At 64.8% G+C, this 23,980-nt stretch carries 22 protein-coding genes and 2 tRNA genes; 15 read left to right on the top strand and 9 right to left on the bottom strand.

The features are described 5' to 3' along the window. Positions 1-81: 81 nt before the first annotated feature. The gene (locus RT655_RS00835) at positions 82-1,086 is read right to left on the bottom strand and encodes a hypothetical protein (RefSeq protein ID WP_313534453.1); all 1,005 of its coding nucleotides are present in this window, start codon (positions 1,084-1,086) and stop codon (positions 82-84) included. 198 nt (positions 1,087-1,284) lie between these two features. Here RT655_RS00835 and RT655_RS00830 point away from each other — a divergent pair, with 198 nt between their 5' ends. The 4 genes from RT655_RS00830 to purQ all read left to right on the top strand — a co-directional run bounded on the left by RT655_RS00830 (position 1,285) and on the right by purQ (position 4,144). Next, complete coding sequence (locus RT655_RS00830) at positions 1,285-2,115, top strand: DUF4349 domain-containing protein (protein WP_313534452.1); 831 nt, start codon at positions 1,285-1,287, stop codon at positions 2,113-2,115. Between the two features lie 141 nt (positions 2,116-2,256). After that, positions 2,257-3,036, top strand: coding sequence for a phosphoribosylaminoimidazolesuccinocarboxamide synthase (gene purC / locus RT655_RS00825; protein WP_093295430.1), 780 nt, complete (start codon positions 2,257-2,259; stop codon positions 3,034-3,036). A gap of 215 nt (positions 3,037-3,251) precedes the next feature. After that, positions 3,252-3,482: a phosphoribosylformylglycinamidine synthase subunit PurS gene (purS, locus tag RT655_RS00820; protein WP_084582723.1), complete on the top strand. Its 231-nt coding sequence runs from the start codon at positions 3,252-3,254 to the stop codon at positions 3,480-3,482. Then, positions 3,479-4,144, top strand: coding sequence for a phosphoribosylformylglycinamidine synthase subunit PurQ (gene purQ / locus RT655_RS00815; RefSeq protein WP_313534447.1), 666 nt, complete (start codon positions 3,479-3,481; stop codon positions 4,142-4,144). The genes purS and purQ overlap by 4 nt, the downstream gene beginning before the upstream one ends. 55 nt (positions 4,145-4,199) lie before the next feature. Here the strand turns inward: purQ and RT655_RS00810 are convergent, their stop codons facing one another. Both RT655_RS00810 and RT655_RS00805 read right to left on the bottom strand, forming a co-directional pair. Next, positions 4,200-5,012 carry a sulfite exporter TauE/SafE family protein gene (locus tag RT655_RS00810; protein ID WP_409530223.1) on the bottom strand — a complete coding sequence of 271 codons (813 nt, stop codon included), beginning with the start codon at positions 5,010-5,012 and terminating at the stop codon, positions 4,200-4,202. Positions 5,013-5,080: 68 nt separating this feature from the next. Beyond that, entirely contained in the window at positions 5,081-5,824 is a 744-nt protein-coding gene (locus RT655_RS00805) for a queuosine precursor transporter (protein ID WP_313534442.1), read from the bottom strand. Positions 5,825-5,886: 62 nt separating this feature from the next. Here RT655_RS00805 and RT655_RS00800 point away from each other — a divergent pair. From RT655_RS00800 to RT655_RS00790, 3 genes are all read left to right on the top strand, one after another. After that, positions 5,887-5,963, top strand: a tRNA-Arg gene (locus RT655_RS00800). A gap of 464 nt (positions 5,964-6,427) precedes the next feature. Beyond that, a complete protein-coding gene (locus tag RT655_RS00795; protein ID WP_313534440.1) occupies positions 6,428-7,870 on the top strand; it encodes an alpha-L-fucosidase in 1,443 nt (480 codons plus the stop codon). 28 nt (positions 7,871-7,898) lie between these two features. After that, complete coding sequence (locus RT655_RS00790) at positions 7,899-9,968, top strand: beta-galactosidase (protein WP_313534439.1); 2,070 nt, start codon at positions 7,899-7,901, stop codon at positions 9,966-9,968. A 69-nt stretch (positions 9,969-10,037) separates the two neighbouring features. Here the strand turns inward: RT655_RS00790 and RT655_RS00785 are convergent, their stop codons facing one another. Together RT655_RS00785 and RT655_RS00780 are read right to left on the bottom strand one after the other, a co-directional pair. Further along, positions 10,038-10,820 carry an IclR family transcriptional regulator gene (locus RT655_RS00785; protein ID WP_313534438.1) on the bottom strand — a complete coding sequence of 261 codons (783 nt, stop codon included), beginning with the start codon at positions 10,818-10,820 and terminating at the stop codon, positions 10,038-10,040. Between the two features lie 202 nt (positions 10,821-11,022). Next, positions 11,023-16,872 carry an autotransporter outer membrane beta-barrel domain-containing protein gene (locus RT655_RS00780; protein ID WP_313534435.1) on the bottom strand — a complete coding sequence of 1,950 codons (5,850 nt, stop codon included), beginning with the start codon at positions 16,870-16,872 and terminating at the stop codon, positions 11,023-11,025. Between the two features lie 282 nt (positions 16,873-17,154). Between RT655_RS00780 and RT655_RS00775 the strand changes: the two genes are divergently transcribed. Continuing rightward, positions 17,155-17,292, top strand: a complete 138-nt coding sequence (locus tag RT655_RS00775; RefSeq protein WP_313534434.1) for a hypothetical protein — start codon at positions 17,155-17,157, stop codon at positions 17,290-17,292. A gap of 68 nt (positions 17,293-17,360) precedes the next feature. Here RT655_RS00775 and RT655_RS00770 read toward each other — a convergent pair whose 3' ends face one another. Together RT655_RS00770 and RT655_RS00765 are read right to left on the bottom strand one after the other, a co-directional pair. Further along, positions 17,361-17,939: a PEPxxWA-CTERM sorting domain-containing protein gene (locus RT655_RS00770; protein ID WP_313534433.1), complete on the bottom strand. Its 579-nt coding sequence runs from the start codon at positions 17,937-17,939 to the stop codon at positions 17,361-17,363. Positions 17,940-18,621: 682 nt separating this feature from the next. Then, a tRNA-Pro gene (locus RT655_RS00765) sits at positions 18,622-18,698 on the bottom strand. A 245-nt stretch (positions 18,699-18,943) separates the two neighbouring features. Here RT655_RS00765 and RT655_RS00760 point away from each other — a divergent pair. From RT655_RS00760 to RT655_RS00750, 3 genes are all read left to right on the top strand, one after another. After that, positions 18,944-19,153: a hypothetical protein gene (locus tag RT655_RS00760; protein WP_313534431.1), complete on the top strand. Its 210-nt coding sequence runs from the start codon at positions 18,944-18,946 to the stop codon at positions 19,151-19,153. A 133-nt stretch (positions 19,154-19,286) separates the two neighbouring features. Beyond that, on the top strand, positions 19,287-19,649 hold the full coding sequence (locus tag RT655_RS00755) for a hypothetical protein (RefSeq protein WP_313534429.1): 363 nt from the start codon (positions 19,287-19,289) through the stop codon (positions 19,647-19,649). Between the two features lie 285 nt (positions 19,650-19,934). Beyond that, positions 19,935-20,123: a hypothetical protein gene (locus tag RT655_RS00750; RefSeq protein ID WP_313534427.1), complete on the top strand. Its 189-nt coding sequence runs from the start codon at positions 19,935-19,937 to the stop codon at positions 20,121-20,123. Positions 20,124-20,352: 229 nt separating this feature from the next. On the opposite strand, the gene RT655_RS00745 is transcribed toward RT655_RS00750, so the two are convergent. Beyond that, a complete protein-coding gene (locus tag RT655_RS00745; RefSeq protein WP_313534426.1) occupies positions 20,353-21,264 on the bottom strand; it encodes an HNH endonuclease signature motif containing protein in 912 nt (303 codons plus the stop codon). Between the two features lie 191 nt (positions 21,265-21,455). Beyond that, positions 21,456-22,064: a hypothetical protein gene (locus RT655_RS00740; protein WP_313534425.1), complete on the bottom strand. Its 609-nt coding sequence runs from the start codon at positions 22,062-22,064 to the stop codon at positions 21,456-21,458. Between the two features lie 413 nt (positions 22,065-22,477). Between RT655_RS00740 and RT655_RS00735 the strand changes: the two genes are divergently transcribed. From RT655_RS00735 to RT655_RS00720, 4 genes are all read left to right on the top strand, one after another. Continuing rightward, positions 22,478-22,663, top strand: coding sequence for a hypothetical protein (locus RT655_RS00735; RefSeq protein ID WP_313534423.1), 186 nt, complete (start codon positions 22,478-22,480; stop codon positions 22,661-22,663). A gap of 302 nt (positions 22,664-22,965) precedes the next feature. Further along, positions 22,966-23,238 (top strand): phage repressor protein, encoded by a 273-nt coding sequence (locus tag RT655_RS00730; RefSeq protein WP_313534422.1) that lies wholly within the window; start codon positions 22,966-22,968, stop codon positions 23,236-23,238. A gap of 138 nt (positions 23,239-23,376) precedes the next feature. Further along, the gene (locus tag RT655_RS00725) at positions 23,377-23,583 is read left to right on the top strand and encodes a hypothetical protein (RefSeq protein WP_313534421.1); all 207 of its coding nucleotides are present in this window, start codon (positions 23,377-23,379) and stop codon (positions 23,581-23,583) included. Beyond that, complete coding sequence (locus RT655_RS00720) at positions 23,580-23,771, top strand: hypothetical protein (protein ID WP_313534420.1); 192 nt, start codon at positions 23,580-23,582, stop codon at positions 23,769-23,771. Before RT655_RS00725 ends, RT655_RS00720 begins: the two co-directional genes overlap by 4 nt. Positions 23,772-23,980: the final 209 nt, after the last annotated feature.

Here is a 23,980-nt window from a genome sequence, read left to right as displayed (position 1 = left end):
CATCCCGGATAGCAGGCGGGAGGGGGAAACGCCAAGGGCGTTCCCCTTATGATCCGCAACCCAAGCCAGATTGTTTCGGGATCAACGAACTAGGTGGCGGAAGAAGCTGCGGTTCTTGGCGATTAGGGGTTGCAAATGTGCCGGTATCTCGCGGAGCTTCAGCCTGCGGATGAACGGGGTCCGGTGCGACGGACCGATCGAGACAAGCAGCGACAGCATGCCCCGGCGGTTGACCGGCGGCGTGCCACGGTGCAGCGCGAAGGTGTTGACGAAGTAGACATCGCCCTTGTCCGCCAGCACCACGCCCGCGCCCATCGTCTGCTGGATCGACTCCAGTTCCTCGTCCCTGAAGCGGCGCGCCTCGCAAAAGTCGCGGAACCCGGACGTCTTCGGGATCATCTCCAGGGGCCCGTCCGCCCGCGTCTCGACGGGAGAGAGCGGCACGAACACGCGAATGAAGTTGAGCGGCTCGACGACATCGCGGTGCCACTTCTGGTTCTGATAGGCGAAGTCGATGGGCTGCGAGATCCATGCCCAGGCCCAGCTGAGCGCCGCGCACGGACCCAGCGTCTCGCGGCAGAAGGCGATCAGGTCCGGGGTGCTGCAGATTTCCAGAAACGCCGGATCCTCGAACAGCCGCTGCGCATCCATGTAGAGGAAGGGATGGTCGGTCGCCTCCGGCGCCCCGCGATGCTCGAACCCCGGCAGGTACGGATCGGTGAAGGTCTGCGGCGCGAACATCGACGCCGCCATGCGGTCGACCAGCGCAGGATCGAGCATCTTCTCGGCGAAGTGGAAATCGATCTCGTGGAACTCGGCGGCGCGGGGTGTGCGGCCGCTACGCGCCAGCGGCGCGCGCAGCATCCGTTCGATCCTACCCAGCTTGCGCAGACGCGCGGGGTCGTTGGACCTGCTGCGGAGCCAGAAGATATAGTTATAGGCATAGTTGTAGAAGGCCATGTGACGCAGCCGCTCCAGCCGCGTATCGCGACGGAAACCTTCGGCTACCTGGGCCGTGTACGGCTTGATGCCTGCTTCGGGGGTGTGATCCAGCCCCACCAGCATTGCCTTGCCCAAGCGCGTCATCGTGGTCTTCCGTCCTGCCTTTGTTCCCTCCCATTTTAGGACGCGGCCGCCGCGACCCGAGGGAGGGCGGCAAAATTTGCCGGATTGCTACGCCGACGCCCCTCTGCCGCAATTTTGCCTCAATTGCGGCCAAAATGTGTCTTGACTTTGTTCTAGCCGAATGATGGGATTTGCGCGTCACCATCAAAGGGGATGTCGATGCGCAAATTTCTCGTGCTGGGTTGTGTGGCGCTACTCGCCGCTTGTTCCTCCAACCAGCAGGGCAGCGCCGGGGAAACGGTGGCGGAAGCAGAGGCGCCGGGGACGCCGGGCGCCGACCCGCTCAAGGTCGCCCTGCCCCAACTCAGCTATCGCTACACGCTCAGCTTCCTGCTCCCCGAGGCGCGGCTTGCCGAAACGCAGGAAGGGCATCGCACACTTTGCGAGCGGCTGGGGCCGGCGCGCTGCCAGCTGGTCACGCTGACCCGCAATGACGCCGAGGGTCGTACCGGCGGCGCACTCCTCAAGCTGCGCGTCGCGGCCGCCGATGCGGGCTATTTCACCGGCGAAGCGGCGCGCTTGGTAACGGCGGCGGGCGGTCGCGCGGCGAATACCGATGTCGCTGGCGAGGACGTGTCGAACGACCTGACCGACACCGCCGCGCGCATCCGCCAGCGCGAACTGCTCGTCGCCCGGCTGACCGAGACGCTGCGCACCCGCAAGGGCTCGGTCGCCGACCTCGTCAATGCCGAGCACCAGGTCGCCGCCGCGCAGGAAGCGCTCGACAAGGCGCGCGGCTGGCAGCGCGAGCTTCAGGGTCGCGTGGCGATGGCCGATGTCGAGATCCGCTACCAAGCGCTCGCCGCCGCTGCCTCGGGTGCCAGCGTCGGCGCAGCGCTCGGCGAAGCGGCGCAAGGCTCGGCCTCGGCCTTCGTCTGGGGCATGCAGCTGCTGCTCTCGCTGGCGATTTACCTGCTGCCTTGGGCCGCCGTGTTCGGCGCCGGCGTGGGCGTGGCGACGCTGCTCCGGCGCTCCAAACCCGCGGCCTGAACGGCGTCCCGCAAGGGGCGCGGCGCCGCATTGCACCCCCGCCCCCCTTGCGGTATAGCGCGAAGCCTTCCAGAGCCCCGGCGGTCACGCGGAGAAATCCCGTGGAGCCGGGGCAACGCATTTCCAAGGGACTAGGCCGACATGGCACGCCGCCGGCAAATCTACGAAGGCAAGGCTAAGATTCTCTACGAGGGTCCGGAGCCGGGCACGCTGATCCAGTATTTCAAGGACGACGCAACCGCCTTCAATGCCCAGAAGAAGGGCACGATCAACGGCAAGGGCGTGCTCAACAACCGCATCAGCGAGCATGTCTTCACCCTGCTCGGCGGCATCGGCATCCCGACCCACTTCATCCGCCGCCTCAACATGCGCGAGCAGCTGATCCGCCAGGTCGAGATCGTGCCGATCGAGGTCGTGGTGCGCAACGTCGTCGCCGGTTCGCTGGCGAAGAAGCTGGGCATCGAGGAGGGCACGCCGCTGCCCCGCACGATCGTCGAATATTACTACAAGGACGACGCGCTCGGCGACCCGATGGTCACCGACGAGCACATCCTGGCGTTCGGCTGGGCCGCGCAGGAAGAACTGCACGACATGGCCGACATGGCCATCCGCGTGAACGACTTCCTTTCCGGCCTCTTCGCCGGGATCGGCATCCGCCTGGTCGACTTCAAGCTCGAGTTCGGCCGGATCTGGGAAAATGACTATCCCAGGATCATCCTCGCCGACGAGATCAGCCCCGATGGCTGCCGCCTGTGGGACATCGCCTCGGGCGAGAAGCTCGACAAGGACCGCTTCCGTCGCGATCTGGGCGGCGAAGTCGAAGCCTATCAGGAAGTCGCCCGCCGCCTGGGCCTGTTCCCGGAAGGCGACGGCTCCGACGTGCTCGACCTCGAGACGCACCGCAAGAAGCGGGGGAAGTAACATTCCGTTTCCCCCCCGGAGCACGGCTCCGGGGGGGGGGACCATTCGCGCAGCGAATGGCGGAGGGGGCCTCGCGCACGCGGGGCCCTTTGTCGTTCGCCCCCTCCACCACCGCCTGCGGCGGCGGTCCCCCTCCCCCGCTTCGCGGTGGAGGAAACGGTGGTTCCGGCGTTTTACCGTTGCGACTTCGCCCCTCTCGCGCCATAGCGCCGCCCATGAAACTCCGCATCATCGTCACCTTGAAGAACGGCGTGCTCGATCCGCAGGGCAAGGCCATTCAGAACGCGCTTGGCGGCCTCGGTTTCGAGGGCGTCGAGGATGTCCGCGCCGGCAAGATCTTCGAACTGGAGGTCGCCGATTCGACGAGCGACGCCGCGATCGACGAGATGTGCCGCAAGCTGCTCGCCAACACGGTGATCGAGAACTACCGGGTCGAAAAGCTGTGAAGACCGCGGTCATCGTCTTCCCCGGCTCCAACTGCGATCGCGATATCGCGGTCGCGCTGGAGAGCGTGACCGGCACCAAGCCGCACATGGTGTGGCACGGCGACAGCGAACTGCCCGAGGGCCTGGGCCTGATCGCCCTGCCCGGCGGCTTCTCCTATGGCGATTATCTGCGCTGCGGCGCCATCGCGGCGCGCTCGCCGGTGGTGCAGGCGGTGATCGAGGCGGCCCATCGCGGCACGCCGGTGATCGGCATCTGCAACGGCTTCCAGATCCTCACCGAGACCGGGCTGCTGCCGGGCGCGCTGATGCGCAATGCCGGGCTCGACTTCGTCTGCCGCGACGTGCCGCTGGTGGTGGAAAACAGCCAGTCGATCTTCACCAGCGCCTATCAGGCGGGCGAGCAGCTCTCGATCCCCGTCGCGCACCATGACGGCAACTACTTCGCCGATGCCGAGACGCTCGACCGCCTCGAAGGCGAAGGCCGCGTCGCGTTCCGCTACGGCGAGAACATCAACGGCTCGGCGCGCAACATCGCGGGCGTGATGAACGCCGCGGGCAACGTGCTCGGCATGATGCCGCACCCTGAGCGCAAGATCGAAGCTGCGCATGGCGGCGACGACGGCCGCCGGCTGTTCGAAGGGCTGCTCGCCGCGGTCGCCTGACCGCCAGCGCATCCGCATACAAGGCCGCAGTCCCCGGACCGCGGCCTTTTTGCTGTCAGAAGAGCATCTTCAGCCCGACCACCGCGAGCGTTGCAGCGAGGATCGGCACCAGCACCTTGTCCGAGGTGCGCGTCGCCAGCAGGCTGCCGATAATGATCCCCGGAATCGACCCGGCGAGCAGCGACACGAGCAGCGATCCGTTGACCGACCCCAGCATCCAGTGACCGAGTCCTGCAAGCAGGGTCAGCGGCACGGCATGGGCGATGTCCGACCCGACCAGCTTGTTCACCGCCTGGTGCGGGTAGAGCATCAGCAGCGCCGTCATCCCCAGCGCGCCCGCCCCCACCGAGGTCAGCGACACCAGCAGCCCCAGCACCGCGCCGAGCGCCACGGTGACAGTGCCGATTCGCGCCTCGCCCAGCCGCTCGAAGCGGGGGGCCATAAACAGCACCAGTCGGCTGCGGAAGAACGTCGCGATCGCCGTCACGACCAGGGCGATGCCGAGCGTGATCGTGATCACCCCGCCGCTGTTCTTGGCGTGCTCCTGCGCGCTCGAGAGGAGGAGCAGCGTCAGGATCGTCGCGGGAACGCTGCCATAGGCCAGCCTCCGCACCACCTTCCAGTCGATGGTCCCGTGCAAGCCGTGTACCCCCGCCCCCACCGTCTTGGTGGCGGAAGCGTAGAGCAGATCCGTCCCTACCGCGGTCGACGGATGAAAGCCGAACACCAGAACGAGCAGCGGCGTCATCAGCGAGCCGCCGCCGACCCCGGTCATGCCGACCAGCAGCCCGACGAGCACCCCGGCGATGGAATAAAGCGGATTGAACGCGAGCACGGGAATCCTTGGCAACCGATTTCCCACCAGCATGCGGGGATTTTCCCCGAACGCCAGAAAGAATTGGTTTCAGGCCGGTGTCCGCTCGCGCCTGGCCTGGCTCAGACGCGGGTGGCGAAGGGCGTGAAATCGGTCCCTTCGTCGAACACGTCGAAACCCTCGGCCCGCTTGAGGAAGCCGACCACCAGATAGGTCAGCGGCGTCAGCAGCACCTCCCAGCCGACCTTGAGCACCCATTGGGTGAACAGCACCTTCACCACCAGCGCGTTGGTCCAGCCCTCGGCACCCCAGAAGGCGAGCGGATAGAAGATCAGGCTGTCGACCGCCTGGCCGGCCACCGTCGAGCCGACCGTGCGCGTCCACAGCATCCGCCCACCGGTCCACAGCTTCATCCGCGCGAGGACATAGGAATTGACGAACTCGCCCGCCCAGAAGGCGCAAACAGAGGCGAGCACGATTCGCGGCACCTGGCCGAAGATCACTTCGTAGGCCGCCTGATTCCTCCAATCCGGTGCCGGGGGCAGCGCCACGACGACCCAGGCCATGAACGCCATGAACAGCACCGCCGCCGTACCTGCCCAGATCACCCGCCGCGCACGGGCATAGCCATAGACTTCGGTCAGCACATCGCCGATGATGTAGGAGATAGGGAAGAACAGGATGCCCGCCCCGAACGGCCAATAGCCGACGCCCGGCAGCCAGATCTGCGCCACCTTGCCCGCGCCGATCACGTTCGACAGCAGGATGATTGCGACGAAAGCGGCCATCACGAAGTCGAAATAGCGAAAATGCCCGCCGGAGAGGCTGCGGGCAGTGACGTGGCTGGGACGGGACGGCATGTTCATCGCACCGCACTATGCGAGGCGTTTGCCCCCCACGCAATCTGCGCTTAAAGGCACCTGCGTGCGCGCCCGTAGCTCAGTTGGATAGAGCACGAGCCTTCTAAGCTTGGGGCCGCTGGTTCGAATCCAGCCGGGCGCGCCATTTTCGCTCGGCGGTGGGGACCGCGGCGTCTGCCGCCTGCGATGTCAGCATCGCTGGTCGCACTATTGCTTTGCGCCGCGCGCCTTTGCGGTCACCGGCCTCACTGCAATCAAGCAAAAAGAGATATTTCCGTATCGAGTCCCACCGCTCGGCGCAGTCTGGGCGGCCGGAACCTCGATCCGCCATCCGCTTAGACACCGCGTTGGCGTTCCTGGGGCAAGGTGCGGAGAAACGCCATAGGGGCAAGATTTGCGCTTGCCATATGAAAACATGATTGCAAATATGCCAGCAGTGACGGGGCGCCGTTGCGGGAGCGCGCAAAAAACAGATCGAGGGAGCGAATGACAAACTTCAGCAAGCGCGAGATCTTGGCCGGTTCATTCGCAAGCGCGCTGGCTCTGAAGAGCGCAGGACGCGCGCGGGCGCAGTCCGGGCAAACGCTGCCAGGCGCCGATATCGCGCCCGTGGCAGCGCCCGGTCCCTTCAAGCCGACCGGTGCCTCGCTCTCCGCCTACAAGACGCCTGACTGGTTCCGCGACGCCAAGTTCGGCATCTGGGCGCATTGGGGCCCGCAGGCGGTTCCCGCGCAGGGCGACTGGTATGCCCGCTTCATGTACGTACCCGGCCACCCCCATTACGAACACCATCTGAAAACCTACGGACACCCTTCGGAGAAGGGCTACAAGGACATCATCCCGCTCTGGACGGCCGACAAGTTCGATCCGGAGGGGCTGGTGGGGCGGTATGCGGCTGCGGGCGCGCGATACATCGTCTCGATGGGTGTCCACCATGACAATTTCGATCTGTGGAACTCGCGCCATCACCGCTGGAATGCGGTGAAGATGGGCCCCAAGCGCGACATCGTCGGCGCGCTTCGCACGGCGGCGAAGCGGCGGGGGCTGCGCTTCGGCGTCTCCGAGCATCTGGGTGCGAGCCACAATTGGTGGTACCCGAACCAGCTCTACGACCAGTTCTGGCCGAAGATGGGCACGCGGTACGATGGCGCCGACCCGCGCTTCGCGGATCTTTATCACGGCAATCACGACGAGCCCTATTTGGGCGACGGCGCTACCTGGTACACCAGCAACCCTGCCTATCAGCGCCACTGGTTCGCCCGCATCCGCGACCTGATCGACAATTACCAGCCCGACCTGCTGTACACGGATGGCGGCGTGCCGTTCGGCGAGATCGGGCGGTCGATGGTGGCGCATCTCTACAACAGCAGCATCGCGCGCAGCGGCAAGCTGGAGGCGGTGTACAACCACAAGTCGCTCGGCTCGGGCGAGTTCAACAAGGCCTGGGGCGTGCAGGACGTCGAGCGCGGCGTGCTAAGCGGCATCAATCCCCTGCCCTGGCAGACCGATACGTCGAACGGCGACTGGTTCTACACCGGCGAAGTCGGCGGGTACAAAACCACCGACGAAGTGATCACCATGCTCGTCGATATCGTCTCCAAGAACGGCAACATGCTGCTCAACGTCGTGCTGCGGCCCGATGGCAGCCTGCCGCCGCCGTCCGAGCAGTTGCTGACCGAGCTGACGCCATGGATGGCGGCAAATGGCGCAGCGATCCACGGCAGCCGGCCCTGGCGCGTCTTTGGCGAGGGCCCGACCGAGGCCAAGGAAGGCGCCTTCCAGGAAAAGGCCGCCTATACGCCGCAGGACATCCGCTTCACCACGAAAGGCGAGACGCTGTACGCGATCACGCTGGGCGAGCCCAACGGGCCGGTAGCGATCCGATCGCTCGCTCGCGGCAACCCGCACGAGAAGCGCCGGGTACGGCAGGTGCGACTGCTCGGCCATCGCGCTGCGATCGACTTCCGCCAGACCGACCAGGCGCTGGTGATCACCCCGCCGGCGGGCCTGCCCACCCGCCACGCCAGCGCCTTCGAAATCCACTTCGCCTGACGGGCGATCCGCAGACGAACGGAGGATCATGCCCCATCGCCTCTCCAGGTGCGGCCTCGCCGCACGCTTTGCGCTTGCGCTGACGGTGACAACGCTGCCGGCAGCTGCGCTCGCGCAGAGCGCCGTCGGCCATCCCGAATGGCCGGGCAAGGGCGACCTGTTCGTCGGCACCTGCTACCAGCCGGTCGATCGCAGCCCCGAGCAGATCCGCCAGGACATCGCGGTGATGAAAGCCGCGGGCTTCACCATGGTGCGCATGGGCGACCTGTCCTGGGATTCTTTCGAGCCGCAGGAAGGCCGCTTCACCTTCGAATGGTTCGACAAGATCCTCGACCAGATGCACGAAGCCGGCATTCGGGTGATCGTCGACATCCCCGGCCAACCCGCGCCGATCTGGCTGCACAAACACTATCCGGGCGTCGACCTGGTCAGCCAGGCCGGTACCCGGCTCAACGCGGCCTCACGCTATTGGGACAATATCAGCGATCCCGATTATCGCCGCCTCGCCCGTCGCCTCGCCGACAAGCTGCTGCAGCGCTACGCCCGGCATCCGGCGGTGATCGCGGTCGGCTATGACAACGAGATCGGCAACGGCCGCATGTCCTATTCGGAAGCGGACAGGAAGCGCTTCGTCGGCTGGCTGCAGAAGAAATACGGCACGATCGAAGCGCTCAACACCGCCTGGGCGACGCAGCGCTGGTCGCGCCGGATCAACAGCTGGGACGAGGTCGATCTGCCCTATGGCGAGGGGCCCGGGCCGAACGAGCGCAACCTCGACCTGCACCGCTACTGGTCCGACGACACGATCGCCGCGCTCAAGGATCTCGAGGCCTCGCGCAAGGCCAATGCGCCGAACCTGCCCGCCGCCTCGAATTTCTGGCCGAGCGCCTGGACCAAGGGCTTCGACTATCTCCGCGCCTGGGACCAGGTCTCCACCTATGGCGCGCAGGGATTCTATCCCGGCGATCCGCTGGGTGCGGGCTTCGACGTGATGAGCAATCGCGCGGGGCATGATACGCCGGTATGGTTCAACGAGTTCACCGCGGGCGGCGGCGGCTATTACGGCACGCCGGGCCGATCGCGGATGTGGGCCTATTTCGGCCTGCTCTATTATTCGCAGACCTTCCTCGCCTGGACCTTCAACTCGCATCTGGGCGGCGAGGAGCAGTCGCTATTCGGGCTGCTCGATCATGACGATCGCCCGTCATGGAAGGTCGGCGAGTTCGCCACCATCGCGCGCGAGTTCCAGACGCTGCGCAAGCTCGGCTTCCCGCGCTACCAGGCGCCGCAGGTCGCGATCGCCTATTCGTTCGACACGATGTGGCTGACCAGCCCGCCCCCGGGCCCGAACACGATGAAGGAATATTTCAAGGTCGACTATACCGAACAGGCTAAGGCCGCGTTCGCGCCATTCTTCCGCGACAATATCGACGCGGCGTTGATCGATGTCGGCCACGACCGGCTCGACGCCTACAAGCTGGTCGTGCTGCCCGCCGCCTATCTGATCGACGCGACGATGCGCGATGCGGTGCGCCGCTATGTCGCCGCCGGCGGCACGGTGATCATGACCGGCTATTCCGCCAAGGTGGACGCCACCGGCAAATGGTTCGGCACGCCGCTGCCGGGTGGGCTGACCGACGTGTTCGGCCTGCGCACCAACGAATTCTACCGTTCGGACACGCCGCTCAAGGTCAGCTTCCAGGGCCGGACGCTGACCGGCTCCGATCCCTATTACGAGGTGCTGGAGCCGAGCAGCGCCACCACGTTGGCCAGCTTCGATAACACCCCGATGAAGAGCCCCGCGATCACCATCAACCGCTATGGCAAGGGCCGCGCGCTTTATCTCGCGACCGCGGCGCAGGAGGCGCTGCTCGCGCCACTGGTGCGCTCGCTCTACCCGACGCTGGGCATTGCGCGCGGGCCAGAAACGCCGGAGGGCGTGGTGGCGCGGGTGGTCGAGGGGCGCACGCTCTACGTCAACACCACCGCCCAGCCGATCCGCGTCCCCATCGCCGGACGCAAGCATGACGTGATCGGCAAGACGGAAGTCGCCGGCGCGCTGGCGATGCCCGCTTATGGGGCGGCGCTGCTGGATTGACCGGGCGGGTCGACGGTTTTCGCGGATGCGACCGGGTCCGCATCGGCGGACCTTCGCGTTAGCGGATGGTTATTCGGGCTCGTACCCCAGCCGGTCCGAAATGCGTGCGGTTGCGGCACGCAGTTTCTCACGCGCCGCGTCGAGGTCCATCTTCTGCGATCCGTCGATCAGCGCCAGGAAGGGAATGGTCAGCGCCGCGACGACGATGCGATCGAAGCCGAAGATTGGGTAGCTGATGTCGGTCACGCCGAAGGTGATCGGGCTCTTGCGGCTGTCATAGCCCAGGCGCCGCACCGTCGCGAGCCGATCGGCCAGCCAGCTGCGATCGACCGCGGCGCCGTTCTCCTCCTCCGCCGCGCGCACCATCCGCTCGGTGAGGTTGAGGTTGGAGAAGGCGAGCAATACCTGCCCCGAGCAGCTTTGCACGAGGTTGATGTGCGCGCCGACCTTCAAGGCAAACCCGCGCGTTGCCTGCGATTCCTCGCGCGCGACGACCAGGCCGTGCCCCTCGCTGGCGACGACGAGATGGCAGGATTGCACCGTCTCCCGCGCGAGGATCTGCATCTCCGGCAACGATGCGCGGACCAGATCCTGCGACGGCGTGGAGCGCAATGCGACATCGAGCAGCTTGTAGGCCACGGCGTATCGCTCCGTCACCTCGGAGCGGCGCAGATAGCCCAGCTGCTCCATCACCACGACGATCCGGAACAATTCGCCCACGGAGCGGCCGAGATCGGCGGCCATCTCGCTAACCAGCGCCCCCTCGGGCCGGCGGGACAGCAATTCGATGATTTCGAATGCCTTCTCGATCGCCGGCGCGGAATAGGTCTTTTTCGACCCCGCTCGAACCATAGTGCCTCCTTCTCCGTGATCGCCCTCCCTCGCCCGAAACCAGAGGATGCGCAACGGCAGAGCGCCGCCGCGGCCGTCGACGCCGCTCGCGGCACCGCGCACCGTCGGAACGGGTTTTGCGAGAACGGCGGATCGCCTTGATCGACCACCGTGCGGAGAGCGCGTGGCGGTTCCGGACGAAACCCGCCACGCGCTCCCGACGTCAGAACCGCAGGCGAACGCCGCCGGACGCAGCCTCCTGATGATCGTCGGTCCCGGTCTGCCACGAGGCCGTCGCGAACAGCTCGATACGGTGCGGCAGGCGATAGCTCATGCTGCCCGCCGCCGTACCGACCACGCGAGACCGCGCCGCACTATAGCCCTGCAGCGCCAACGCACCGCCCGCATAGCCTCCCAGCGCATCCGAGCGCAGCCCCTCGATCTGGTAGCGCACTCCGAACGACACGGTGGGGCAGAATGCCGCCGCCGAGCCGTCCGCGCGTCCGAAGGCCAGCGCGCCGTCGGCGAAGCCGGCCACGTTGCGGTCGCGGCGGACGGTGAGCGCAAACGGGCTGCCACCGCGCTCCGCCAGCGCGTCGCGCACCGTGCGCACATAGCTGATGCCGAGTTGCGGCCGCACCGCCCAGTCGTTCGTCACCGCGAACTCGCGTACCAGCGATCCGTCGAACACCCAGCTGTGCAGATCGTAGCGGCCACTGGCGGTGCCGACCGGCAACGTGCGGGTCGTCGTGGCGACGGTGGTGATGTACGACACCGAGCCGGCAAGGCCGATGCCCCCGACGGTGCGTGCCCGTGCCTGTATGCCGCCCACTGCGCCGTTGGCACGCGTATGGGCACCAAGCGCGTCCAGATACTGGTGATCGTTGAGGTAGCCGCCAAACGCACCCACGCTCCACGCCGCGTCGCCGATACCGATGCCGCCGAGCAGCCCATAGGTGCGCGACCGCGCGGCGACGCTGCCTTGGCCGGCATCGTCCCGCAACCGGTGCCACTGGCCCAGCATCGCACCGAAGGTGAAAGCGTGGGGCGTCTCGCCGCTCGCGGCAAAGCCGGGGCCGCGGGTGGCGCTGACCAACGCCAGCGCGTCGTCAACCTGCGTCTGCACCGCCGCCGCGTAGGCCTGCGGGGTCAGCCGGGCGAAGGCCTGGATGTTCGCCACGTCGTCGGCGGTCACCAGCGCGGCGAGGCCGTTGAACAGGGCGCTGTCCGCGGGCTGCACCGCCAGCGTCGCGTTGAGATAGGCAATGCTGGCGCCCGTCTGCGGCGAGACGTTGCCGGGATTGCGGAACGCCCCGATCAGGTCGATCTCCCCGCCGCGCATCACCACGATGCCCAGCGGATCGCTCGGCTGCTGCACCGTGGTGAAGCTGCCGGTGATGCCGCCCGTCGCGGTCAACAGCGGGGTGAAGCTGCCCTGCCGCACCGTGCCGAGGCGGACGAGCTGGAGCGTGGCGCCCGGCGCGATCGCAAGCGCACCGTTCACCGTCAGCCGATCGGAAGCAGAGCCCGATATTTCGAACAGCGCGGTGGAGGTGCTGCCCAGCGCGACATTGCCGTTGACCGTCATCGTTCCGGGGGACGCCCCAGGGCTCAGCATGCCGGCCACGGCGATGTTGCCGTTGACGATGCCGGCCGAGCCGAAGGTCGCCCCCTGCCCCACGGTGATCTGCGGTGCCGTGATGACCGAGCCTGTCTGGCCGATCATTCGGCCGCCCGTCATGTCGATCGCACCGAACACCGCCGTGCCGCCGATCCGGGCGAAGCCGCTGGTCTGGGACAGGCGCTGGAAGTTGCGGATATCGCCGAACAGCGCGGGCGCCGCTTCGGTGCCGCCGGACAGGGTGAAGCTGTTGGTGCCCGCGCCACCGTCGATCACGCCGCTCACGCCGCCACCGCCACTCTGCACGAAGCTGTCGTTGCCGTCGCCGAGCGAGACCGCGCCCGCGATCGTACCGGCGTTGCGCACGGTGTCTGCCCCACCGCCAAGGACGATGTCGCCCGTGATCGTGCCGGTGTTGGTCACGCGGTCGTCGCCGCTGTCACCCCATACCGCATAGGCCATCAACTTGCCCTTGGCACTGATCGTGCCGGCATTGGTGAGGTTCAGCGCCCCGCCGCCCGCCGTGATCGCGATGGCGCGATCCGCTTCCGCGGTGATCTTGCCGGCGGCGGCGTTGGCAATGGTGCCGGACAGGCCGCCGCCGTCTACGACCAGCGCGATCGCGCTGCTCGCGCGCGAGGATCTCCCGGCGGCGGCGCTTGCCGTGATGGCACCGCTATTGGCGATGGCGTAGGTCGCAACCGTGTCAACGACCCCATTGGAGGACGTCATGGTGTCTCCGTACAGCGCGACCCCGATGGCGCTGGCGGTGGTGGGATCGGACGACTGCGCGGCGATCGTGCCACCATTGTCGATCCGGGCCGTGCCCGACGCAACCGAACCGAGGCTCACCGTCAGCGCAGGAACCCAGGTGCTGCTGCTGATCGTGCCGGTGTTGCTGGCGCTTACCGTCACCGTCGTCGGCTGCGACCAGCGCGCCGCCGTGGCATTGATGCCACCGCGCACCGTGCCGCTGTTGGTCAGCGTCAGGCTGCTCCCTGCCATGAGCGAGACGGAGGGCTGATACGAGGATGCGGTGCCCGGCTCGGCGATCGTGCCGCTATTGGCGAACGACAGCGCCATGTCGCTGTAGAGCGACACCGAAGGGGCGTAGTCGCGTGACACCGCGATCGTGCCGCTGTTGGTGAAGCTGCCGACCGTCGCGGATACACCGCCATCGATCGTGCCGGCATTGGAGAGCGATGCCAGGCGCTGCCCCGCGGGGAACAGGTCGTTCACACCGGAATAATAGCCAAAGCTGTTGGAAATGTCGGTGGTCAGCGCTCCGGTGAGGTTCGCCTGGTTCACGACGCTGCCATTGCCCAGCACGTAGAGGGTGCCGCTCGCCGTGCCGGTGGTGGTGACGATCGTGTCCGTACCGCTCGCCTGGACCAGAAGATCCTGGAAATTGACGAGGCCTGCCGTGCCGAGCGCCACCGTCTTGTTGCTGGTAAAGCTCCGGCCATAGACGTTCGTGCCCGCGCCACCGTCGATCGTGCCGGATACGCCGGTGGCGTCGCCCGTCTGCAGGAACAGATCATCGGCATCCCCGAAGCGCAGGTCGCCGGTGACCGTGCCCCCCGCGGCGACGAACGCGCTGCTCGAATAGGATCGCGTGGCCGCTCCCGAGTAATAGGGGAAGCCATAGCCCATATCCACCGACCCGCTAACCGTGCCGGCGTTGACGAAGGTTCCCGAATACAAGCGGACGGCGGTACCGCCCGTCCCGCTTATCGTGCCTCCGGCGAGGTTGGTGATCGCGGCGGTGGCGGCGCTGTCGCTGCCGGTGATGGCGGCGCCGCCGCTGCTTGCGATCGTGCCGGTGTTGCGGATCTGGCCCCGGTTATAGGCTACCACCGCGGTGCCGCCCACTTGGATCGTGCCGCTGTTGGTCAGGTCGAAGGCGCCGGTGACGCCCGTCGCGTTGGCGCCCCCCGCGATCTGGCGGATGGACCCGCTATTGACGATCTGCGCCTTGCCATAGCCGGCCGCAATGCCGGAGCCGCCATCGAGCAGAATGGTGCCCGCGTTGGTAACCTGCGCGCCGCCGCTGATCGCGACGGTGTTGGCGTTGGCGTTGCGATCGGTCACCGTGATCGTGCCGAGATTGGTGAAGCTGTCGCCGGACGTCAGGCTGGCGCCCACCGCCGCGGTGTAGCTGCTCGTGCCGGTCGCGCGCGACACCGCGATCGTCCCGCGGCTGGTGATCGAGAGTGCGCCCGTGGTGCCGCTTCCCGTCGTGCCGGGATAGGTCAGCGCGTTGCTCACCTGGATTGCCGATGCGCTGTTGACCGCGATGTTCGCGTTCAGGTCGACACTACCGGTGCCGGCGAGTTTCAGCGTGTTGCCGAGAGGCTGTGTCGTCGGGGCGGTGACGGTCAGCTTGGCGCCGTTCGCCAGTTGGTAGCCCACGTCGCCGAACGGCCCGACATAGCCAGGCGCAAGCGTCGTGCTGGCATCGGCGTTGACCGCATAGCGCAGGCTGGAGCCGCTATCGGCCGTCACCGTCCCGGTGATGCCCGCGAAAGCGCCGGGGCCGCTGTTGACGATATCGGTGACCAGCGTCGCGCCGGTCAGCCGGAGATTGCCGTTGAGGGTGCCGCCGCCGAGCGCGAAATAGGTCAGGTTGTTATTCGTGCCGAAGCCGTTGACGCTGACATCGCCATTGATCGTGCCGGCATTTGCCACACCCGCGTTGAACGAGTTCACCGTCACCGCGCCGCCGGTGCCGCCGTTGACCACGCCGCCGGCGCCATTGATCAGATAGCCATAGGGCTGCACCTGCACGCCCACGCCCGACGCGCTGATCGTGCCGGTGTTGGTGAAATAGATGCCGGTACTCACGCCCGCGGTCGTCCCGCGGATCGTCCCGCTGTTCGACGCGGTGCCGCCGACATTGCCGCTGAGCGTGGCACCGATCGTGCCGCCAATGATCGTGCCGCTGTTGGTCAGCACCGCGTTGAACATCGCAACGCCGACGCCCCCCGTCGCGGTGATCGTGCCGGTGTTGACAAGGTCATTGTACGACATCGACACGCCGTTGCCGCCGGTCACCGCCACCGTGCCGTTGTTGACGAAGCGCTGGTTCGACAAGGTGATGCCGTACCCGAAGGTGGAGATCGCGGCGGTGATCGCGCCATCGTTGCGGAAGGTCGCGCGATTGAAGGAATAGTTGATGTCGCTGATCGCCGGGCCGTTGGTCGATATCCGGCCCTGGTTCACGACCGTGCCGTTGCCGCTCAGCACCAGCGATGCAGTGCTGACATAGTTCGCGCCCAGCGTCACCGTCGCGCCTGCGACCGGGTCCAGCAACAACCGCTGGAAGCCCGCAAGCGGTGCGAAGCCGGCGCTCAGCGTCACGTCTCCGGCGAACTTGACCTGCTCGGTGTTGGTGCCGCCGCCGGCGTTGATGCTGCCGTTGATCCCGGTCCTCACCGAAGCGCTGGCGGCATCATAGCGGACGACCAGCGTGTCGTCACCGCTCCCGAACAACACCGACCCGTTGATCGTCCCGGCGGTAGAATCGACGACGCTGCCGCTGTTGCCGGTCACGACGTTGCCGGTGATGGTGCCGACGTTGACCAGCCGCAGATAGTTGCTGCTGACGATCGCCGTGGCGCCGCCGCTGCTAATCTGGCCGCCGGCATCATTCTGCATATCGAGATAGGAGGCGTTGATCGCCGCCCCCGAGCCGCGGTTGGCGATCGTGCCGCTGTTCTTCAGGCTGCCGATCGTCGTCGAGACGATCGTCGCCGCCGCGCCGTTCGACTGGATGGTGCCGCTGTTGGTCCAGGCACCGGAGGAGATGAGATAGGGGTAGCTGGTGCCCGCCGCGCCGGGCGTGAACGCGCTGTTCGAACCGCCGTCGATCAGCCCGGCATTGTCCACCGAGCCGACGGGACCGACGATGCTGCCCGAAATCACCCCGCTTGCACGATTGGTGATCCGCGCAAAGCCCGAATAGCTGGTGACATAGCCATAGGGGGCCGAGACGATGTCGCCCCGCAGCGCTACGCCGGAGGTTCCGGTCAGCGTGCCGGCATTGTCGATGTCGGCGACCAGCAAGGCGGTCGTGTTGCCGGGAGTCTGGCCCATGGCGAACGCGGTCGCGCCCGATACCGAGGCACCGGGATCGACCGAAAGCGACAGGCGCGTCGTCGCGCCGCTATAGGTCGAAGCAGCGCCGCTGAGCAGCAGGATGCCGCTTTGCGTATCGCTCGAGGCGCTGCCGTGCACCGCGATGCCGGCGAAGATCGAGTAGCTGCTGCCGGGTATCTCGACCGTGACGGCCGGTGCCCCGGTGTTGGTGACCATCGCACCGCTGGCGATGTCGAGCGTCGTGTTGCTCGTGCTGATGCGAATGCCGTCCGAATCGGTGCCGGTGCAGTTGGTCGTGCCATTGGCAATGCTCGGTTCGGGCGCGCATTGTGCCTGCGCCAGGACCGGTACCATGAACCCACAAGCGAGCGTGCTCGTGCCCAACGCGAGCGAAAGACGACGCCGGCGCGACAACGACCCAAAGCCTACCATTTTGTATTTCCCCCTTCGGCAAACCTGCCAAGGGCGGTAAAGTGAATTCGCGGCGCAAAGTCCAGTGCTTTACGGTTTGGTCAATTCAAGAAGAGGCCCGCGCCCTGCGATCCGCTCAAAGTGACAGAAGCGCCGTGCTCACCGCAGGCTCTAGCCCCGGGCCCAGGAAAGCGGCCCTGCACGAATGCCAACCATGTGCATTCCATGCGTCTCGGCATGGCGATACGCTGGCAGACCATCAGCGACCTTAACGATCCCCGGAAGCAACAGCATCGATCCTTTCCCCTGATCGACACGCGCGCCGCGATGCTGCCTGTGCGGCGCATGACCGGCGCCGACTAGCCGTCCAACGCAAAGAGGGCGGCGCCGATGCCGGCACCGCCCTCTCCGTACGCTAGCTGCGTCGCCTATCAGGCGGCGGCAACCTTCGTGCTCGCGCGACGACGACGCACGGCAGCACCGGCCATGCCGGCACCCGCGATCATCATGCCCCAGGTGGCGGGCTCGGGGATCGGGCTCGGGGGCGACGCGAAGCTGAAGCTGCCCGAGATGTCCGAACCGGCGCCACCGGCCTGGTTGAAGGTGAAGGCGACCGAGGCCTTGCCCTTGTCGTAGCCCGACGCGGTGGTCGGGGTGAAGTCGCCGAGCGTGTAGATCGTCACGAAGTTCAGACCGGTGGTGACCTTTGCCACCTGGCCCGCGAACGAGCCGAACACGCCGGAGAAGGTCACGTCTGCACCCTGGGTCGCAGTGACCGACGAGGTGACGAAGGACGTGAAGAGGCCGACCGACGACAGGTCGCCGCTCGAACCCAGGACGGCGCTGCCGCCGTTGCTGAAGGTGGTGTCAGCACCGATCGCTGCGGTGCTGCCCTTAACGTTGACCAGACCAGCCGAGAAACCGCCGATGATGGTCGCCGCCGAAGCGGTGGCCGGGGCCGCAACCGCAACGGTCGCAGCAGCCAGCAGGGTGAGAACACGAGTGCGCATGGGACCCCCTAATGGTGAACACGCCGACGGATTGCCGGCCGCGCCCTACTCTACAGAAAATGCCGCCCCGTCAATCATATTGTACAACAGATGTCTCAAAGCGAAACATGCCCACCTGCCCGCACGACGAATCGACGAAAAAAGACGGCAGAAAGCAACACCGCCGGACCATCTTCGCAATATGCATCGAAATTTTTATTGGTATCTCGCAAAGCGAGAACGGGCACCACGGTTCTATGGCGCAATCTGTTCGAAGGCCGATGAAGAATTACGAACCCGTTACTTAGATGAGTCGGATGATCACCTAAAGACAGCATCAAAGGAAGCTGACTGGCAGGGCAGCATATCCAGCGCCCCCTCTTAACCGAGCGTTAACTATTTTGTTCCCGCTGCCGCCCGTTTTTTCGCACTCGCAGCATGCATCACGAACAGGGCAAATGGCGCACTTGAACGGAAAGATGTGCTGCAGCTGCGTGAGGGACTTGGCCGTGCCAAAAGGTCGTCCCGAAAGTTAAACGAACACGATCGCCTAGGGAACTGCGCACATCCTATTATGCGAGACCGACGGTTGAGCAGGAATATATCCGCGTGCATGCCGCACGCCGCGTGTCCATCCATGCCGCGAGATCGACTTACATGTGCGAAACGTGGACAACGACAATATAAGACATTGCCGCGATAATGGTCGGGGAGACAGGATTCGAACCTGCGACCCTCTGGTCCCAAACCAGATGCGCTACCAGACTGCGCTACTCCCCGACGAAACGCCGCGCTTAGAGCGTCCGCGCGGCGGACACAAGGCCCGGCAGTTTCCGCGCCAAGCGAGACGCTGGTGGGCCCGGCACCTATCGAACTGTAAGCCAAAATCTCCGGATTGCGGTGGGTCCAGTCAGCGCGGTGCAGCTTGATACCCCCACCGATACCCCCACGATAATCGTGCTACCCGTCGCATTGCGTCTCGCGGTGGCCGAAGATAGCAGATGATCAGGATTTTAGAGCACCGCATGAACTACGCCACCCGCCTTTTCCTCGGCCATCTCGTTGAGGCCCTCATACGACCTGGCGCGCTGAACGAGGCCAGCGTGCGCGAGTTGATCTACAACCTCGAAGAGAGCGCAGTTGATCTCGCAGACAACCACCACCCTGTAGATGCCGCCGAGCTGAACAACCTGGTCGCGGATGTGAAAGCGTGTGAGGCCAGCGCACGCGCGTGACGTAGGAGCATACTCAGGTATTTTTGGAGCCGGGCAGCGTGTGGATCACAGGCGTCGAGCAACACCTTCAACGTTTGCATAGCCACATTCAGCAGGGCCGGCCCTTTTCACGTGATTCGGGGAGCGGGAGCCGATGATAAAAGGTCAACTGACGATCTTGTTCTTATTGGCGGCGGCCACTTCCCAGCCGACCACAGCCAGCGCTCAGGTATGGCAGTCGTTCTCCTTCCCTGAGGCTGACGCATGTGGCTCGTGGACCGTTGAGCGCCAGGGCGGCAGGCGAAATCAGGCCATGGAAGGATGGGTCTTAGGCTTCGTGAGCGGCAGGAATAAGTACGGCGGCGGCGACGGGCGTCTGGGATCAGATACAAACGGCTACAGCTTGCTCGCGTGGATCGATCGCTATTGCGACAACAACCCGCTGGACACGGTGACGAAGGCCGCCTTGGAGCTCGTGAAGGAGCTAGAACGTCGGCGGGCTGGATTTAAGAAATGATGGCACTCGATTAGGAATCGAGAGGAAAGCCTTATTTATCAACGTTACTTCTTACATATTCACGCTCCGTTCCCATACGGTATCCTGCGGCGTTCCGCGATTTGTCAAAACGTCCATTCCTGCCGATGTCCTGCCTATGTTCCTGGTCGTGACCAAGCGCTACGGCCTCAGCGCGTTGACCGGAGCCCGCGCGTGCGAGCATCTTGCCTCGAGGCCGGGCGCTCCGGCTCATCAAGGGGAACCTAATGCCACTGATATCGATCGGTGCGCTGCCTGGGGGGCCAGGTGATCATCAATACCGACCAGATGATTCAAGTCCGCGAACTCGATCGCGGGGTCGCAATTATTCTAGCCGACGACAACGAGGTGCGGGTTCCGCATGCGAGTGTCTCTGACGTATTTGACGACCTGATCGAGGGGATTCGCAACGCGAACAGCTGGTACGATACTGGGCACTCCGGCTCCTTGGCCTGACGATATCAAGCCTGGCCGGCGGACGCGGTGGGAAGGCGTGCACACTTCTGACAAGGCACTGAGGCCGACCCGGCACCTATCGAACTTCAGCCGAAAATCGGCAGATTCGCGTGAGTTCGGTTAGCACCAAACGGTGCAGCATTCGGCTCGCATTTCGTCACTCATAACCTGTGATTAGTGACGGACGCCCCCACGGATACCCCCAAAAATTTTTGGTGCGGGTTTTGGGCTAGGTCAAAGCCTTCCTGGCACGGCGACGGGATTGCGCTGCCATGATTTCTCTATGCTGCGCAAGGTAAGCCTTGGTGGCGGAGCTAATGCCCTCGATCCTGGAAGCCGGGTCGATACCGGCCGCGATAGCCTCGCCCCTGGGGAAGTCGGGTGCCAGCAAAATGTCGCCCGCGTCCGTGAACGATATCAGCTTGGCATCGAAAGCGGCGTCGTAGGTCGCGGAGAGTAGCAACCCATTGGCTGGATCGAGGCGTTCGACATTATTGCAGGAAGACCACGGCTTTATATGGGATGCGCGCAGGAGTTCGGGCCGTGACACGCCCAGCACGGCGCAAGCTTTCCACCGGTCGATGAGGTCCTGCCGGAATTTGCCTTGACCTATGCGAGCCTGGGTTAGCTGCTGCCGGACCGTCTCTTGCTCGGCCGCGGACTGCGAAGCAATCGACGCCGCCAGATCAACCGATACGCCGTCTTGCCCAACCAAGGCGACTAGATATTCGCCGACGCTGCTCGGGAGATGGTACAGATAGCCCTGGTTCGGTCGACCCTGCCCTGAGAACGGCGAGTGCTTTTGGGGAAGCTCGCTCAGGATACTAGGAACCCAGTCGCGATAGTACAGCGGCTGCGGCAGGTCGGTGTAGGCAACGTCCATACGCCACCCTTCGAGCTCCCAATTTGCCTCATCGCGAGGATCGGGTCTGTTCGCAGCATAGGCAGGTGTAACGGCTTGAGAGAAAGCCCGGAGAGCGTTTTGGACGCCTGAAAAAATCATGTCACCGGGCGCGACCTCAGCCATGTTCGTCCAGTAGACGTAGGTCTGCCCATTATTCCCTTGCTTAGGGGCCCACAGGTAGCCGCCTAGGCGCGCGCGCGCCCAACTCGCTCCTTGATAGACCATCCAGTACGCCATCGATTGCCCCCTTCCCCTAAGCTTGCGGCTCTGGCGACATATCGAGCAATGCCCAAAAGTTCAGCAGTCAAACCGCCTCACGCGAAAGAAAACGCTGAAGCTCTCGGCACTGCCCCTGCGCCGCTCGCTGGGGAGCAATCAATTTTCATTGCGGCGAGAGCTGGCCCACAACCCATGACCTATCGGCCTTTTTATCTCGCCGACGGGTCGGCGGGGCAACCCGGCCCATCAAGCCCTACCTCCGCAATCCTTGCGAAACGTGACCGCCACTTCGGCCATTTTCTCTTCACCGCGTACTTCGCTACCTTTTGAGCACTTTCGAGAACAGTAGGTACAATATGATCCGATAGAAACAGATCCGGGATAAAAACCTTAGGGCCCATTTTCGGGTGCCTTGGGTCAGGGTATTTCGAAGCTGCGTTCTCAACTGCGGTCAGAAGCTGCATTGCGCCAGCGCCGGCCATTATCGCGCGATCCGTCAATTCCAGACGGCTGATCATTCGATCGAGCGCGACCCGCAAAGTAGCCGCTGTCGCGGCAAGAGTCTTAATGTCGATAGACCTTGTACCAGCAGGAATCAGCGCAGCCGCTTCACGGTAAAGCTTCACGGCTAATCCAGCGCTATGAAGAATCTCATTTGAGGTGTCGGACCGCTCCCTCAATTTGGTTCGGTGCGGCATCCTCATAGCAACAGCCGTGCCGCCTAAAGCAATAAACGCAGCAGAAAACGTTGCGACAGCATTGATACCATCCCAGTCGAGCAGGCACGTGGGAGATTGAACGAAGCAAACGGTAGGCATACGGCGTTATTGGCGTGTTCAATGCAATTTTTCAAGGATAGGTATCGGCCCGTATGGGGAGATCGAGACGCCACACTTAGCCGAAGGTTAAAAAGGCATTTAATCGAGGCGGATGGGGGACGACGGCCGTGATACGCCCCACAGTAAGCTAACGACTACCCCTCCCCGAAGTATGCAGCTCTGAGGTCACTTCGGGGGACAATCGATAGTTCAGCCGCTAGACCGGTTCACGCGTGATTGAAAGTCGAGTGGAAAGCCCCATTTTTCAACGCTCGTTATGACATATTCTTGCTCTGTTCCCTCACGGTATCCTGCGGCCCTCACCGATTTGTCAAAACGCCTGGACCTTTCGAGGCAACCCGCCTGTTCGTTCACCAGGCGCATCCCGCGTCGACATATGGCGCACGATCAAGATGTCCGATTGGCAACGAAGCGTGGCCAAGATCCTGCAGGGCAAAAGCGCGTCCGACCGCATCGGGGCGGCCCTAGATCGCACCTACCCGATCGGCAGCGCCGGCCCATTCGACGACCTGCTGCGCGCGATCGATACAACTGAGGCCAATCGCGATGGCGGCGCCGCTGGGACTGATGGAGACTGATTGAGCTCCGGTTGGGCCGGTGAGGGAGCCCGTCGAATTGGGCCGCGTCGGTGGCAGATTAGCGTTGTGTTCGCACGCGGCCTCCAAAACGATACCCCGACTTGTACCCCGAGGCTGAAACGGCCCTATCGGCACTTCGAATTGAGCACGCGGCACCGAGAAAGGTGCCCGCTGGCGTCGGAAGGTGGCGATTCCAATTGGCGTCCCATCCTTTCCGGAGCGGCCGGAAGCCCTGCGTCAGTGGAACACATCCAGAACGGGCGCTATATAGATCCGATAAGAACGATATCGGGAAGCGCACCATGGGACCATCGCCGGACGTCATCCGGCAGCGCATTGCGGAGCAGTGCGCCAGCCACCGCCTGACCTATGCCCAGCTCTCCCGAATCCTCGGCAGGCCGGACGGCTATATCGCCCGGCATCTCCGCGAGCAGATCCCGCGCGAGCTAGCGGAGAACGAGCGAGCCCGCGCCGCTGAGTTCTTCGGGGTGCCCGGGCCGTACCTCGACGCGCCGCCGCGCAAGGGCGAGCGCCAGGCGCGCGCGGAGCAACGCCGCTACCGCCCCAGCTACTGAACGGTGCTGCGCCGCGCGACGTGAAAAAAGAACCCCACTGCCCCATTGAGGTATGCGGGCGATAAGCGGCCTCGAGCCTTGCTCTTCCTTGGCGGCCTGGCATTCTTTCCCCACCGACTTAATCGGGAGAGGATTACCATGATGCGCGTATCGACCTTTGCCGCAGCAATTGCCCTGATCGCCACGCCAGCGCTCGCCGCGGCGCCTTGCAAGGACGCGAAGGGCAAGTTCGTGAAATGCCCGCCCGCGGCAGCAGCCGCAGCTGGCGGCGTCGTGAAGGACAAGGGCGGCAAGTGCCGCATCGCGAGCGGCCCTAAGAAGGGGCAGTTCACGAAGTGTCCGTGAACCCGACGTTGGATCGGCTGACGATGGCGCTCACGAGAAACGGCGCCGTCGCGGCCATCCGCGTCATCTTCCAGATGAGCACCGACGAGGAGCTGGTGGCGTCCTGGCTGCGCAACACGGGCGAGGAGATCGACCCAGTCACTGATCTGCTGGCGGTCGAGCTAGAGCGCCGAGAGGTGGTGTTCTGAGGATCCGCCGGCCCGGCGCCTTCCAGGTCGAGGCCATTGCCTTGGCGGTGTTGATGTTGGCGGCTTGGACCGGCTGGCTGCTGTCCATGATCCGGTGATGCCCTGACGAGGTTTGCAGTCCACCGTTAAGCGCTGGCGATCTATGGTCTCGTTGCCACCTCCGACTTCCCCCTCGTTCGGAGGTGGCACCCTTCACGATCGAGCGCGCG

The sequence above is a fragment of the Sphingomonas sp. genome (assembly GCF_032114135.1).
Lineage (GTDB): Bacteria > Pseudomonadota > Alphaproteobacteria > Sphingomonadales > Sphingomonadaceae > Sphingomonas.
This window is presented reverse-complemented; position numbering and strand designations above follow the sequence as displayed.